12 protein-coding genes are annotated in these 16,281 nt (G+C 26.9%); 4 read left to right on the plus strand and 8 right to left on the minus strand.

Translation table 4 applies throughout. The features are described 5' to 3' along the window. Positions 1-244: 244 nt before the first annotated feature. Entirely contained in the window at positions 245-892 is a 648-nt protein-coding gene (locus VBM88_RS02220; protein ID WP_257089504.1) for a DUF402 domain-containing protein, read from the minus strand. Between the two features lie 33 nt (positions 893-925). Further along, the gene (locus VBM88_RS02225) at positions 926-3,106 is read right to left on the minus strand and encodes an MYPU_1760 family metalloprotease (protein WP_323680350.1); all 2,181 of its coding nucleotides are present in this window, start codon (positions 3,104-3,106) and stop codon (positions 926-928) included. A 153-nt stretch (positions 3,107-3,259) separates the two neighbouring features. Between VBM88_RS02225 and VBM88_RS02230 the strand changes: the two genes are divergently transcribed. The 3 genes from VBM88_RS02230 to VBM88_RS02240 all read left to right on the plus strand — a co-directional run bounded on the left by VBM88_RS02230 (position 3,260) and on the right by VBM88_RS02240 (position 7,220). Further along, positions 3,260-3,475, plus strand: a complete 216-nt coding sequence (locus tag VBM88_RS02230; protein ID WP_257089500.1) for an MAG6790 family protein — start codon at positions 3,260-3,262, stop codon at positions 3,473-3,475. 116 nt (positions 3,476-3,591) lie between these two features. Beyond that, the gene (locus VBM88_RS02235) at positions 3,592-5,499 is read left to right on the plus strand and encodes a M13 family metallopeptidase (RefSeq protein WP_323680351.1); all 1,908 of its coding nucleotides are present in this window, start codon (positions 3,592-3,594) and stop codon (positions 5,497-5,499) included. A 341-nt stretch (positions 5,500-5,840) separates the two neighbouring features. Continuing rightward, the gene (locus VBM88_RS02240; RefSeq protein ID WP_323680352.1) at positions 5,841-7,220 is read left to right on the plus strand and encodes an MIP family Ig-specific serine endopeptidase; all 1,380 of its coding nucleotides are present in this window, start codon (positions 5,841-5,843) and stop codon (positions 7,218-7,220) included. A gap of 25 nt (positions 7,221-7,245) precedes the next feature. On the opposite strand, the gene lepA is transcribed toward VBM88_RS02240, so the two are convergent. After that, positions 7,246-9,048 carry a translation elongation factor 4 gene (lepA, locus tag VBM88_RS02245; protein ID WP_323680353.1) on the minus strand — a complete coding sequence of 601 codons (1,803 nt, stop codon included), beginning with the start codon at positions 9,046-9,048 and terminating at the stop codon, positions 7,246-7,248. Positions 9,049-9,434: 386 nt separating this feature from the next. Between lepA and VBM88_RS02250 the strand changes: the two genes are divergently transcribed. Further along, positions 9,435-10,046 carry a variable surface lipoprotein gene (locus VBM88_RS02250; RefSeq protein WP_323680354.1) on the plus strand — a complete coding sequence of 204 codons (612 nt, stop codon included), beginning with the start codon at positions 9,435-9,437 and terminating at the stop codon, positions 10,044-10,046. Between the two features lie 159 nt (positions 10,047-10,205). On the opposite strand, the gene VBM88_RS02255 is transcribed toward VBM88_RS02250, so the two are convergent. The 5 genes from VBM88_RS02255 to secG form a co-directional block, all read right to left on the minus strand. Next, positions 10,206-10,865: a deoxynucleoside kinase gene (locus VBM88_RS02255; protein ID WP_323680355.1), complete on the minus strand. Its 660-nt coding sequence runs from the start codon at positions 10,863-10,865 to the stop codon at positions 10,206-10,208. An 80-nt stretch (positions 10,866-10,945) separates the two neighbouring features. Next, positions 10,946-11,230 carry a putative quinol monooxygenase gene (locus tag VBM88_RS02260; RefSeq protein WP_323680356.1) on the minus strand — a complete coding sequence of 95 codons (285 nt, stop codon included), beginning with the start codon at positions 11,228-11,230 and terminating at the stop codon, positions 10,946-10,948. 24 nt (positions 11,231-11,254) lie between these two features. Beyond that, entirely contained in the window at positions 11,255-13,588 is a 2,334-nt protein-coding gene (metG, locus tag VBM88_RS02265; RefSeq protein ID WP_323680357.1) for a methionine--tRNA ligase, read from the minus strand. Between the two features lie 104 nt (positions 13,589-13,692). Continuing rightward, positions 13,693-15,918 (minus strand): ribonuclease R, encoded by a 2,226-nt coding sequence (rnr, locus tag VBM88_RS02270; protein ID WP_323680358.1) that lies wholly within the window; start codon positions 15,916-15,918, stop codon positions 13,693-13,695. 4 nt (positions 15,919-15,922) lie between these two features. After that, positions 15,923-16,162, minus strand: coding sequence for a preprotein translocase subunit SecG (secG, locus tag VBM88_RS02275; RefSeq protein WP_323680359.1), 240 nt, complete (start codon positions 16,160-16,162; stop codon positions 15,923-15,925). Between the last annotated feature and the right edge of the window lie 119 nt (positions 16,163-16,281).

Here is a 16,281-nt window from a genome sequence, read left to right on the forward strand (position 1 = left end):
GTATTAGGCACACAGCCAGCGTTCATCCTGAGCCAGGATCAAACTCTCGAAAAAAATTGACTTGTCATGTCTTGTATATATCTAGTTTTCAAAGAACTTCTTTGCTATCAAAAGCATGAATATTATAACACTATTTTTTTTATTCAAAGTTTTTTTAAAAATTTTTTTCGAATTTTTTATTTGAACTTTTGATTAAAAAAATACTATCCACATCATAGTTTAATGGACAGTATTAAAGTTTTTGTTATTTGTATATTTTTGAAATATCAGCAAACATCGAAGTTTCTTCATTGTATTTTCTTCTATTATTAGTGTCTAATAATTTATTATATGTTTTCTCTGTTATTAATTTATCATCATATAAAACTTTTAAATAGTATGCAATAACTTCATCCGAAAAGAAATATTCATAATCATTATATAAAGAAATGATGTCTTTAATTTCATCATAAATAGTCTTTCTTAATGATTCGGGATATTTCATCTCTTTTGAATGTTCAGCAAATTCTTCTCTATCAACAATTTGTAATTCTTTATCTGGATAACATTTTATGTCTAAATCATAATCAATAAATTTAAGCGTGTCATCTTCAAAAATTGGACGTGATGCAAGGTTTATATAATAATAAGAACCGCTTTCTTTTAAAAGAACAATTGCATTGTACATTGAATCTTTCGGAATAAATCAAATTGCATTTTCTTTATATCTTCACCCATTTACATCTCTTTCATATTCAGCCACTTTAGTGTTTTTTAAAAATAAAACAATATGTCTCTTATTATGAAAAATTACTTTTACAGAATTTCATTGTCTATAAAGATGGCCATTATGTTTATAAGCTTGAACATTAATCATTTGTCCAACTTTTAATTTAGAAAAATCTCATAGCATAAATTCCTTTCTATTTGCTTGTGAATATCTTAACTATGTAAATAATTTATGAAAATCTAATTTAACTTTATTATCTGTAGTTTTTATTATATTGTAAACATTTTCATTTTTTGTTGATCTTGCTGTTGTTACTCATCTATTTTCAGGAAGCGTTATTTCTTTTTCTATTAAAATTTCATTTTCTTCAGCAATATTATTGTTATTTAAATCTTTTCATAAATAAATAACTGAATTATTACTTGGTTTTGTAATGAAATCTTCTGAAATATATGGAATAAATAAAGTGTTTGTATATTCATTTAATGAATTTGGATAAATTCTATTATTTAATTGTTCTTCTCTTTGCCGAGTTTGTTCTGATGTTAATGAATTTGATAATAATGCACCTTTATCAAAAGTTTTGTGACCAAAAAAATTGAATGTATCTAAGTATTTAATTTTTGATGTTGCAGTAACTTGATTATTATCTGGATTAACGAAGACAAACCCTGTGTACTCATTTGAATCTAAGTAACCACTTAATTTGATTTTATGTTGATTTGCTTCATTATTTTCGATTTGCGAATGCTCTAAATCAATTCATTTTCATCCACTATTATCATAATATAGTTGTGAAATAGTTTTTCCATAACCCATTGTATCTAAAAATAATTTGTAAAAATCAACTGATTTATCTTGTTTTATTTTCTGAAGATTTAAATATTCAGTTTTAGTTCTATATCCTACTTGAGGTTGATATTCAGATAAAGCAAAAGGTGTTGTTGGCAGAAGAATTGAAGATTGATTTTTATAAGTTCTTGATATGTTTGAATTTTCTTGAATTGTCAAATCACCTTCTATGTATCATCCTTGTCTATATTGTGAATCAAAATTATTCAAGAAAACTTTGCTCATATCATCTGCTAAAGATGTTGGCGAAATTGTGTAAGTTGTGGATGAAGATGTTTTGTCGATATGAGCATAGCTAAAATAACTCATTGTAAAGATATCTTGACCTTTATTTCTTGAATCTTCTATAGCAGGACCGATTGGATTTGGTAAATTTATATTAAAGTAAGGTTCAAAACCATATTTCAAATATTCTCTTGGAACTAATTCAGTCAATGAATAATAGTAGCGAATATTATTTGATGAAAGACCGAACTTTGTATCAGGTGAATAATACAATTTTGAATGTTCTTTTAATTTTCTATTAAGTTCAATTACATCAGGATTGCTTGGTTTTCCGTTTGAAAGATCTCAAATATCTTTTGGACTAAAAACATTATGAATAAAACTGTTTTTTTTGTTATTATCTGCTCTTAATATTTCTCAAGTTTCATCAGAGATTTTTGATTTTGAAGTTACGTCATAGTTTAATAAATATTGAAATGAATCAACAAACGATTTATTTCAATATTGAATGTAAAGATGATTATGCTGATCTTTAATTGTTGTTCCAGGTGAATAATAAATAATTGATGGGTTAACTAAATGTGAATCATCATTTTCAAAACTATAATATTTTGCAAGTACATCTTTTTTAAATGCAATTTCTGCATATGAGTTTGCTCAATGATGCATATATTCGTGGAATGTTGTTTGCATCATATAAGCAATAATTTCATAAAGGCTCATTCCTGATTCACAAAAAAAGAAACCATTAATAAAGATATTTTTAATATTCGGAATATATAAGCCGTTTGCAGTATTATCTATTACACTAAAATTATTTATATTTATAGCTTCAAGATCAAAAACTTCAGTACTGAATGGAATTTTTCTTTTAAATTCATGAGCATATAAAACTAAACCTTGAGGACCTAATAAATATCTACGCTCACTTTTGTCTTCGCTAACATAATATGCATAGTCTCTAAAAGTCACATTTGTGTACGGATCTATGTATTCAAAATAGCAAGATCCATTAGTTTCTTCATATTCGTGCACATTATTTTTTTCAGTTTCAAATCTATTTAATAATTGACTAACTTCATCATTGCTTTTTGATGAAGTTTTCATAAATTCTTTATTGTTAATTGAGACTACATTAGAAGCTGCAATTGTAGGATGTGTGTAATTTGTAAATCTTAATTTAACTTGATTAACTTGTTTTTTATCACCGTTTCCAGAAGATTTAAAAATATCTAGAAAACTGCATGAATTAGTCACAAGTGTTCCTAGACCTAAGATTGAACCAGTTAAAAACAATAAAGATTTACGTAATTTAGTCATGTTTAAATCATACACTTTTTATCTTAAAATAAGATAAGAAGTGCTGTAATTATTTTTTTCATAAATGTGAAAAATTTACTAGAAAATATTAAATTTTTGATAACTTGATCTCAAAAAGTTATAGAATAAAAGTGTAAGAAATCGGAGGTGCTTATGTACAAATACAAAGCAAAATTAGTAGCTAGTGGTGAAGTTATTGCACAAGCTAACACAATTGACGAATTAGAAGGTCAAATTAAAGGATTTCGCCGTGGTCAAAAACACGGATTACACACAAAGGGAAATGAAAAAATTGAAATATTCCATATAGAAAGAAACAATTTGGAAGGTAAATCACATTCTAAAGAAGTTTCAGTTAAAGTTGTTTAATTTATTAAATAGAATTTATATATTATTTTTATAGATATGTGCCACCAATTTTTGGTGGTTTTTGTTTAAAAAACTCTAATTGCTATATAATAAAAAGAAAATTATAAGGAGTTAAAATGTCAAAACCTAGATTAGAAGATAATTTTTATGAATACGTTAATTATGAATGATTAAATACTGCTACAATTCCATCAGATAGATCATCGATGTCAGCATTCGGTGAATTAGATATCAAATTAGAAAAATTACTTAAAGACTTAACAGTTCAGTGAGCTAATGGTCAAAAAGAATTACCTAATGATCCTATGATGAAGCAGTATGTTGAATTTTACAAAATGATTATTGATAAAGATAAGAGAAAAGAAATCGGAATAAAACCGGCTAAAGATTTTCTTAAAAATATTGAAGAATTAAAATCATTTGAACAACTTGCTTCAAATTTTGATTACTTTAATAATAGATATGTATCTTTACCTTTATCTTTTGGTGTTGGAGAAGATTTTAAAAATAATAAATTACAAGTTTTATGACTTGATGAATTTAGCTTAATTTTACCTTCAAAAGAAACATATGAAAATGAACAAGAAGCAAATAGATTAATGACTGTATGAATTAATATGGTTTTTGATTTATTACAAAAATACGGATTTGATGAAAGAAAATCAAATGATTTAATTAATAAAGCTATTGCTTTTGATTTAAAAATTAAAGATTATGTTCTTTCAGATGTTCAAAAAGCTGATTATGTTTCATTATACAACCCTAAAGAAATCACATGATATGATGATAAAAGTTCAATCTTTAATATTCCAAACATTGCAGAACAATTAGTAGGTCAAAAAGTTGAAATGATACCTTGTTCAAATGTTAAATTCATTGAAAACTTAAACAATATTTTCAATGAAGAAACGTTTGAAGAATATAAAGCTTTATTCTTTATTAAAAACTTAATTTTTGCAGCTTCATATTTAGATGAAGAAACAAGAATTAAAGCAACAGAATTTAAAAATGCAATTTACTCAATCCAAAAACCAAGAGATTTAGAAATGTTCGCTTATGATTTGGCTACTAAATATTTCAAAGAACCATTAGGTATGTACTATGCAAAACATTTCTTTGGAGAGAAAGCTAAAAAAGATGTAGAACATATGGTCGCTAATATGATTGAAGTCTATAAGAAAAACTTGGAAGAAAACACATGATTATCAAAAGAAACAATTAAAAAAGCAATTACTAAATTGAACAAATTAGGTGTTATGGTTGGATACCCAGAAATCATCAGACCATTTTACAAAGATTTTGTTGTTAAGACCTATGAGCAAGGTTCAAACATTTTAGAAAATGTTTTATTCTTTGAATCAATTAAGACTCAATACAACTTATCGCAATACAATCAATTAAAGAATGATAAGTATTGATCAATGTCTCCTGCAGAAATTAATGCTTACTTTAATCCATTTGCAAATCACATTGTTTTCCCTGCTGCAATTTTACAAGCTCCTTATTATGATATTAATCAATCTTCATCTGCAAATTATGGAGGAATTGGAGCAGTTATTGCTCACGAAATCTCACATGCATTTGACAACAACGGTTCACAATTTGATGAAAATGGAAGCTTAAACAACTGATGAACCGATGAAGATAGAGTAAAATTTGACGAAAAAATTGCCGCTGTTATTAAGTTATATGATGGTAAAGAAACTAAATATGGAAAAGTGAATGGAAAACTAACAGTTTCTGAAAATATTGCTGATATCGGTGGAGTTTCATGTGCATTTGAAGCTGCTAAACTTGAAAATGACTTTGATCCAAAAAACTTCTTCGAAAACTGAGCTAGAGTTTGAAGAATGATTATCACGGAAGGAAGCGCAAAAAGAAGATTGGAATCTGACGTTCACTCACCTTCAGAAATACGTGGAAATGTTGTTTTATTAAACAATCCGGATTTCACAAAAACTTATAACTTAAATGAAAACGATCAAATGTTTTTACCTGAAGAAGAACAAATCAAAATTTGATAGATAACTAAATTGAAAAATATAAACCTCAATATAACGAACACATTTTTTAGTGATAGTTATATTGAGGTTTTTTATAATTATTTTAACAATTTTAGTTTGATATTTAGTCTCCTAAAATTGTATATGCATTATTAGCATGTTATGCTTCATATTCTCCTCCATTAAATGTCTCAAGGCTCTCAGGATTATCTATAGAAAATGAATAACTTTATCAACTATTTTAATTTTTTTAACTATTTTTGTAACTAATTACCTAATAGTTCAAATTTGAGAAAAATCACTAAATTAATGAGGTGATTATGAAAAAAATTTTAGTTTGCTTAATAATTTTTACGAAGTTAATGTTTTGTTGCAGCTTCTTTACTGCTTCATGCAGGACTGATAACCATCAATTAAAAAAAGAAATCAATAAGAAAAACCATAATACAAATTCTTATAAAACAACAAATAGTTTATTGAATCAGAAATATTTAAGTAATTTTTCTCCATTATTAATTAATAATAAAATTTTGCTTGGTTCAGGAAAAATGAATTGAGAAAGTATCAAACTTGATAAAAATAATCAAATTAATCTTAATATTCATCATGAAGATATGATGGATAATGTATTTAAAGTTTCGTTTCATAACTATAACCCTCATAACAGGATAAACTCACAATCTAAATATATGATTCATTCAGGTACTATGAGTTTATTTGATTATCATCTTGATGATAATGGTGAAATTGAAAAATTGTATTTCGTAACAAATGCTCATGTTCTAAATAACTTTGTAAAGAATAATTCTGATGGCTCAATATTTTCAAATATTATCAGTGATAATCAATTATTAAATGATGAAAGTAATCTTATAACTTCTCAAGTTCAAATTTCAAAGTTGAAATTTGATACGAATAAAAACCAAGAAATTAAGCAAATTTTCAACTTTAATCCTAGTGATTTTAAAATTGTATATTTAGCATTAGATTTTTTAGAGTCAAGTCCTAAAAACTACATCCATAATATGGATAATGTTGAAGAAATGATTGACTTTGGTATACTGGAATTAGATTTGAAAAATCTTAATAATAAAAGTAATTCAATTTTTGAATACTCTAAAAATGAAAATTTAGTCAGTTGTCAAAATATCTCGTTTAATGAATGATTAGGCAAATTTATTAATATCAAAAAAATTAGCACAATATCATCAGATAATATTTTGGAAAATCATGAATTTTACTCAATTGGTTACCACGTTAAAGAAAATGAGTTTACTTTTAATAATTCAAATAATTTAAATCACTCAGAGCAATTTCATTTTTTAGAAAACTATCCTGGTTTTGTTGATATTTTGCTTAACTTTAGGTACATAAGTCATTTAAATAATTTTAAGTATCTAAATAAATCTGTTTTCAAAAGAAATAAATTTGTTAATTATGGTTTAGGATTCGTAATAAATAATTATCAACCATATTATGGTTCATCAGGATCTCCGGTTGTTAATCAAAATAATCAATTGCTTGGTTTAATGTTCGCTACATATGATGTTGATTTTAAAAATAAGGCATCAATATCTTGTCTATTAAGATCACCTAAATTAGATTATTCACATAACTTTGGCTCATATAACATAGAACCATATGATTTAATTTATGGAGGATATGAAAATCAAAAATCATCATATAAAGATGCGATTAGAAATTTGTATGGAGACAATTATAAAACTTGGCTAATAAAATAACCAGGTATTAACCTGGCTAAATAAATTATTTGTCAATATTTGTTTTTAAAACTGATAAGAAAGCTTCTTGTGGCACTTCGATAGAACCTAGTTTTTTCATACGTTTCTTACCTTCTTTTTGCTTCTTGAGTAATTTTTGTCTTCTTGTTACATCCCCACCATAAAGTTTTGCAGTAACATCTTTTCTATAAGCTTTAATTGTTTCTCTTGCAATAATTTTTCCACCAATAGTAGCTTGCACAGGTACTTCGAAGTTTTGCCTAGGTATTGCATCCTTGAGTTTTATGCACAACTCTCTAGCTGCTTCATATGCTTTTTCTCTATGAGAAATTATTGAGAATGCATCAACTTTATCACCATTTAATAAGATATCTACTTTCACTAAATCTGAAGGTCTATATCCAATTCACTCATATTCAAATGATGCATAACCTTTTGTGGTAGATTTTAATCTATCAAAGAAATCAAAAACAGTTTCAGCTAATGGTAATTCATAAATTATTCTAGTTCTTCTAGAGTCAACTGTCTCTAAAGTTTTATAAATACCTCTTTTATTTTGACAAAGTTCCATAACATTACCAATATATTCATTTGGTACAAAAATACTTGCTTCAACATATGGTTCTTCGATTTGTTCTATAAATGTTCTATCAGGAAACAATGTAGGGTTAGAAATGTATTCAATTTCTCCTTTTGTAGTAGTTACTTTATACTCAACACTTGGACTTGTCGCAATAATTCCAACCTTATATTCTCTATCAAGTCTCTCTTGAAGAATTTCCATATGCAACATTCCTAAGAAACCAACTCTAAATCCAAATCCTAATGCTTTTGATGTTTCTTGTTCTCATGTGATTGATGAGTCTGATAATGAAATTTTTTCTAAACTTTCCTTAAGATCCATGTAATCTTTTGTGTCGATTGGGTAAAAACCGGTAAACACAACAGGTTTCATTTTTTTGTAACCTGGAAGAGCTTGTTTTGTTGGATTAGAAATTAAAGTGATTGTATCCCCGACGTTAACTTCTTTTGCATCTCTAATTGCTGCTGAAACTCACCCAACTTCTCCTGCAACTAATTCATCTTTTTTGGTTTCATTTGGATTTTTAATACCTAAGTCAATAACATGATACTCGTTTCCTGCATCGTGTCTTGACATAAATTTAAACTTATCTCCTGTTTTAAGCTTACCTTCAAATACTCTAATAAGCATAACTACACCACGATATGGATCAAAGTAACTGTCAAAAATCAATGCCTTTAAAGGTTTATTATCATCTGCATTTTTAGGAGCTGGGACGTATTCAACAATCGCATCAAGCAATTGATGAACACCTTGGCCTGTTTTTGCAGACACCAAAATAGCATTATCAGTAGGTATACCGATAACTTCTTCTATTTCTTTTTTGACACCTTCAACATCAGCACTTGGTAGATCGATTTTATTTATAACAGGTAAGATTTCTAAATTATTTTCAATCGCTAAATAAACATTAGCTAAAGTTTGAGCCTCAATACCTTGTGTTGCATCCACAAGCAATAAAGCTCCCTCAGAAGCTGCAAGAGATCTAGAAACTTCATAATTAAAATCAACGTGTCCTGGTGTATCAATTAAATGAAAAATATAGTCTTTATACTTGATTTGAACTGCATTTAGTTTAATTGTAATACCACGTTCCTTTTCAAGATCCATTGAATCTAAAAATTGAGCAGTTAACTCTCTTGTGTCTACTGTATTTGTGTATTCTAAAATACGGTCAGCTAAAGTACTCTTACCGTGATCTATGTGAGCTATTATTGAGAAATTACGAATTTTACTTTTTTCCATAGTTCTTTAAATTATAGATGAAAATTTTTTTCATTTTTTGAATTTTTATCTTATAATAATACCAGTGCTTTATCCTTGAACTTGATTCGGATAAAGAATGTGATGTCTATGAAACATCCTTCTTGTGTTAAATTATTAAACACCTGTCACTAAATAATTTTATGTAAAACACATAATCATTATTATACCTTACATAACTTCGCCACAGCTTTCTAGCTGTGGTTTTTATTTCAGAATTCACTGAATAAAGAGTGTAACCAGAGAAAAAATCCTTAATTTTTCACAAAATGTGAAAAAAATAAGAAAAAATTACATATTTATTACATAATATTTGAAAAATGTGCTTAAATTTAAGTAGATAAATTAATTTTCAGGAGATGATTATTATGAAAAAATTAAAAACTTTACTTATGAGTATTGCTGGATTATCAGCTATTGTGGCACCAGCCGTGGCAGTATCATGTAAAGATACTAAAAAGCCAGAACAACCTGGTAACCCAAACACAGGTTCACCTGTGCAAGCTGACCCAGAAATTGCTGAATTAGATAGAATTGGTGAAAGATTAGTGGCTAAAGGAACTGAATTATTCACATTCTTACCAGAAAAAAGACAAGATGTTATTGACAAATTAACAAAAGGTGAAGTAAGAAAAAGACAATTATTCTTCTCTAACTATGATGGTCAATTAGCAACAGGTGTTGGTAGAGATTACAATGTTTCACAACCTTCAGCAGAAATTAAGGCTGTTAATACTGAAAAAGGAATTCAATACATTAAAAGTGGTTACATGATTGCTAATGATGTAAAACCTGAATACGAAAACAAACAAGGTATTCAAGGGGCAAGTGGATGACTTAACACAGTTTACAATGAATCACAAGGAACAGTTACAATTAAATTCAAAGTTGTTAAATACGTTAATGATGCAACACCAGTTAAGAGTTCATCAAAAACATTCCAAGTTACATTAAATCTTCCAGCTGCTACTACAAATTAAAAAAATACACCAGCTTAATAATTTTACATAGATTTTATACAACACTAAATCAATTAGATTAGTGTTGTTTTTTATGCTTTTGCAAAAAGAAAAACACTCATCCCTGTTCTTAATAGAACTAAAAATAAGTGTTTTCTTAATTGTGATAAAAATGAAAATCTATTGACTAAGTAATTTTTCTTCAGCACTAATAATTGATAATGCTTCTTGCAATATTTGTTTTTCATCTTTATCATTTGTGTCTATGACATAGTACTTAAGGTTATATTTTGAAGCTATCTCTTTAAAGATTTTTAAATAGTTAGAATGTAAATTTTTAAAATATTCGTAATTACAATCAAAATTCTTCACTTCTGATTCTCTATTTCTTGCAAACAATCTTTTCTTAAATGTTTCAAAATCTACATCCAAGAAAATTGCAAAATGTGGCATTTCATCTTCAGTTACTAACTTTTCAAACATAGCGTCATAAGCCTGTAAATATTTTTCACTTTTTGCAGATAATATCAACTTAGCAAAAATATAATGTTCTAATGCAAATCTATCAACAAAAATGTGATCTTTTTTAATATTTGAATTTGATTGATTGTATTCATCTAATAATTTTGCAAACTTATCTGAATGATTTTCAGCTATATAAGATTGAAAACTAATTGTTAAATTTGGTTTATTTTCATACAATCAATTTAAGAAAGTGTTGAAAACATCATCAGATTCTTCAAACTCTCTTAATATTTTTGAAGTAGGAAACTCTTTTTGTAAGTTTTTAACTAATGAACTTTTTCCTGCAGCAATCATTCCACTTATGCCTATAACCATAAATACCTCACTTTAATAAATTTGGATAAAAAATCAACTCGATTAATTTAATGAGTTGAATTTACTTAAAATTATTATTACTATTTAACTAAATCTACATCATATAATGTATTAACTGATTTACACATTTTGTTAAGGGTTTTAAACTCTTGTTTAAACTCTTCTAACTGCATAAACTTTTCATAATCTAATCTTGTAGATCATCTTTCTAAAACAATTACTATTCCCTCAGGATCGACAGAATATTCGAATGATAAATTTTCTTCTTTCATTCTTGTTTTTTTAGTTAATATAAATAAATAATCAATAAATCCTTTTAACTTTTCTGGATTTATTACATATCTTGATGCTTTGGCAAAAATCAAAATCGCCTCCTTAATAAGATCAAGTTATTTTTTTAAACGAGCAAAGAGCATATACTCATTCCCTTGATTAATATTATCAAATTTTTGATAATCTTCTATTAAATCAATAGAAAAACTATCAAAACCTAATGCAGTTGCTACTTCTTTTGTTTTATCTTTTAATACAACCGATAAATAAGTCGATACTGCATAAATACCATTTAGAAGTCTTATTAAAATTTGCTCTAATCTTGGTAAATCTTCTTTTAATTTTCACGGTTCTGTTAAATCAACATATTTATTTAAGTCGCTTGATAAATTAATAGCAACTTTTAATGCTTTGTCAATTTCTAAATTGTCAAAGTGTTTTTTGTATTCGAAGATAGAATTTCTAATTTTTAAGTCTATGTCCAAGTCATTTTGATCTTTTGATGACTTGTATTTTAAAGGACCTGAAAAACTATTTGATTTCATTTTTAAAGTTCTTGAAACTAAGTTTCCATAATTATTAATTAATTCAGAGTTAATCACATCAATAAATCTATCTTCATCTCAAACACCATCTTCTCCTAATGTGATTTGTGATGTTAAATAGTATTTAATCATTTCTTTATCGTATTTAGCTAATAAATCATATGGATCAACTACATTATTTTTTGATTTTGACATTTTTCCTGTTGGTGTAACTAATCAACCGTGCGCTTGAATTCTTGTAGGTTGTTTTAAGTTAAGTGCTTTAAGGAAAATAGGTCAATAAATCATATGGAATCTTGCGATTTCTTTACCAATTAAGTGAATAACTTCTGAGTCTTTGCTTGCTCAAAATTTCATAAACTCATCTGGTTGTTGTTTGTTTTTTACATCATACCCTAAAGCAGTTATATAGTTGCATAATGCATCTAATCAAACATAAAGTGTATGTGTTTGGTCTTCATCAATTTTAATACCTCAGTCAATGTTAGTTCTTGTAACTGATAAATCTTCTAATCCTTTAAGTAAGAAATTATTTTTCATCTCATTGATGATTTTGTTAGGTGCTAAAAATTCTGGATTACCATCAATATACTCAACTAATCATTTTGCAAACTCATTCATTTTAAAGAAATATGAATCTTCTGAAACTAAAATTAGCTTGTGAGCACTTGTCGGATGATAATATCCATCTTCTTTTTTGACTGCTTGTGTTTCTGTTAAAAACTCTTCATCTGAAACTGAGTATAACCCATTGTATTGACCTTTATAAATAAAATCTTTTTCTAAGAAATAAGAGAAAATGTGTTTTACTGAATCTTTATGGAATTGTGATGATGTCCTTGAAAAGAAATCATATTCTATTCCAAAATCAACTCACATTTGTTTATATTTAGCAACTAAATTGTCAACAAATTCTTGTGGATTTACATTTTGCTCAGCAGCTTTTTGTTGAATTTTTAAACCGTGTTCATCACTACCTGTAAGCATTTTAACTTCATAACCAAGTAGTTTTTTATAATTAGCTAAAACTCAAGCAACTGTAGTTGTATATAAGTGTCCGATGTGTAAATTTCCACTTGCATAATAAATAGGTGTTGTTATATAACTTGTTTTTTTATTCATCTTCTCCTCCACTTTTATAGGTCTATAAAGTTTTTTAATTTCAGGTAAATAATCGTGATTATTTTTATCGCTATTATCATGAAGATATAAGTTAGGTAAGAAATGAACACCTCAACCTGTCTGATATCTTGCTTCAAGTAAAATAAATTTAGGTTTATCGTCTATTCTAGGATAAATAAGTTGAACTCTTTTTGGCTCAAATTTATATTTTCTTAATAATTCAAAAGCATCAACCATTCTTTCAACAGGTAACACTAGTGATAAAAATCCTTTTTGTTCTATTATTTTAGAACAACCTAAAATTAATTGTTCTAAATTTAAATGAATTTCGTGCGTTGCAATTAGTTTTTCTTGTGAAATGTTATTTTTAACTTTTGTTTTATCATAAGGATAAAAAGGTGGATTACAGAAAATAATTTGATATTTCTTTTGTGCATTCTTTGTGTGCTGTTTGTAAAAATCATTAAAGTCTTGATTAATAATATGAATTTGATTTTCCATATTATTAAGCTTCACATTTTCTTTTGCTAACTCTGCTGCTTTTTTTTGAATTTCAATCGCATCAATTTTTAATTTGTCATATCTAGAAGCAACAAAAATTGATAAAGCACCATTATTAGCACCGATTTCAAGTGCTCTAGTGGTTTTTTTATTTAAATAAATAAAATTACCAAGCATAATGGTATCAACTGAATAATTAAACATATCTTTATCTTGTTTAATTACTAATCCAGCATCAAAACCTAATGAATTTTCCTCTAAATTTCTATTTTTATTTTTCATTCTTATCCTTTAATAAATATTTTTAATTATATTAAATAAGTTATATAAAAGATAACTTTTCATTATAAAAGCGCATAGCTCTTTATTAGCTTTGCGCTATTGTTTTATTTTTGAAAATTTTTTCTTGATTTTGAAAAATTTTGCTTATTTTTAGAAGCTCTTTCAGCTTCTTCTTTTTGCTTTTTAGCTAATCAAGCTTCGTATAAATCAGCTAATACACAAGTAACTTTACCTTCAACTAAATCAACTTCTGTAACAACTACATCTACAAAATCACCAATTGTAAATTTTCTATCTTTAGAAATCAATTTAGTTAAGTTTTCATTAGCTTCATATTCTCCATCAATCAATGTTGACTTATGAACTAGTCCACTAGCTTTAAAATCAAATTCAACAAAGAAACCAAAGTTAAGCACACTTAAAATTTGAGCTCTAAATGGTGAACCGATTTTATTTTTTAAGAATTCAGCAAACTTAAGATCATTAACATTTCTTTCAATTTGAACTGCCTTTTGTTCTGATTTAGTATTTAAATCACCAAATACAGGTAAGTTTAATCTAAACTCTTCAAGTTTTTCGGTTTGTTTATTAATGATAAAATCTCTAATTATTCTATGAATGATTAAATCTGGGTATCTTCTAATCGGACTTGTAAAATGGCAATAATATTCACTTGCTAATCCAAAGTGCCCAATGTTTACATCTGAATAAATTGCTTTTTGCATTGAACGCAAGAACATTAATTTAATAAAGTCATCATCTCTTTCAGCTTTAACTTTATTAACAAAATCTGCAAATATTTTAGGAGTAATTGAGTTTGCTTTAAGTTTTGATGCGTCTATTGAAACTGCTGCTAAAGAGTTTTGCAGTAATTGAATTTTATCTTCATCCGGCGCTTCGTGAACACGATATAAAACAGGTAACTTAGCATCAAAAAGATATTTAGCAACTGTTTCGTTCGCTCTAACCATAAAGTCTTCAATTAAAACTTCGCTAAATCCACGTTTATTAATCACGATTTGTTCAACTCTGCCATATTGATCAAGTTTAATTTTAGGTTCATCAATATCAAAATCAACATATCCTTCTTTGATCTTATAATCATGAATAATTAAACTTAATTCTTTAGCTACATTAAGCATTTGTTTTAATTTAGCTACATTTTCTTGGTTTGGATGATCTTCGTTAATTTCGCCTGTATTGTAGTATTTGTCAACTTGTTTGTATGTTAATCTAAATTTACTTTCAATAATACCTTGTGAAATATCTGCTCTAACTGTATTTCCTTTTTTATCAATTTCCATTTCGCAAGCTAAAACAAATCTTTTTACATTTGGATTAAGCGAACAAATTCCATTTGATAATTCAACAGGTAACATTGGAATAACTCTGTCAACTAAATAAATACTTGTTCCTCTGCTTAACGCTTCTTGGTTAATGAATGAACCTTCTTTGACATAGTGAGAAACATCAGCTATATAAACTCCAAGGAAATAATTTCCATTATCTAACTTTTTAACTGTGATTGCATCATCGAAATCTTTTGTATCATCACCGTCGATTGTTACAATCATTTCATTTGTAAAATCACGTCTATTTGTTTGATCTTCATTATCAATTGTTTCAGGAATTAATTTAATTTCATCTTCAGTATTTTCAGGGAAAGCTGATGGAACTTTAATTTGTTCTAAGTATGATTTAACAAAAACCATCGGGTCAGCTTCGTTTGTAATAACTCTTTCAACACTTATTGTTATGAATTTATCTTCGTAAGCTAAAACTTTAGCTAAAACTAAGTCATTTAATTTGTTTGGAACACTTGAAGGAATTAATTTAAATTTAACACTTTTAAATCTAGCATCAATAGGTGCAAATGATTTAACACCATTTTTTTCTTTTATAAATCCAACAAAACTTTCATTGTTTCTTTGAATAATCTGTGTAACTACACCATCTTTTAATTCTTCATCACCTTTTTGAAGTTTATAAACATTAACCTTAACTTCATCACCACTAATAGCTCCATTAAAATTAAAAGTTTTTACATAAACACTTTTTTTAGTTCCTTCTTCTTCGTTGATGTCATAATCAACAAATCCAAAGTTACCTTTTGTAGCAACTTTTAAAATTCCTGTAACTGTTTCTTCTAGTTCAGGTGAATAATATTCATCATTATTATTTCTAAAAACTAAATATTCAGATTGCAAATCTGAAATAGCTTTAGTCAAGTCTTTATTATTTCTCAATGAAACTTTAAAATGTTTTGCAATGTCTAAAAATGACCTTGACTTATATTTTCTAATGTAATTTAATATTTCTTGTTTTTGCATACTTTTATTTTTTCAGTACTATTCTTAAAATAACTGAAGCAATAATTAAAATTGCTCCTAAAACTATCATTGAGTATTTTAAGAATTTCTTAACTCCTCTTTCTTTTGAATTTTTAAATAACTCCAAGTCTCCTGAACCAACTAATGCTCCTGAAAAACCATTTGAATCAGGTGACATTAATAATGAAACGAAGACAATTAGAATTCCAACCATTACCAATATAACTGTTAAAAATGTTGACATTATTACTCCTAATATTTACTTATTTAATATAAGTTAGATTAATATTTTAAATAATACCACAATATCTGTTTTTTGTGCTTTACTGATATAACTATATGCTAGATAAAAATGATTTTTTA

The organism is Mycoplasma sp. 1232 (assembly GCF_034863345.1).
GTDB lineage: Bacteria > Bacillota_I > Bacilli_A > Mycoplasmatales > Metamycoplasmataceae > Mycoplasmopsis.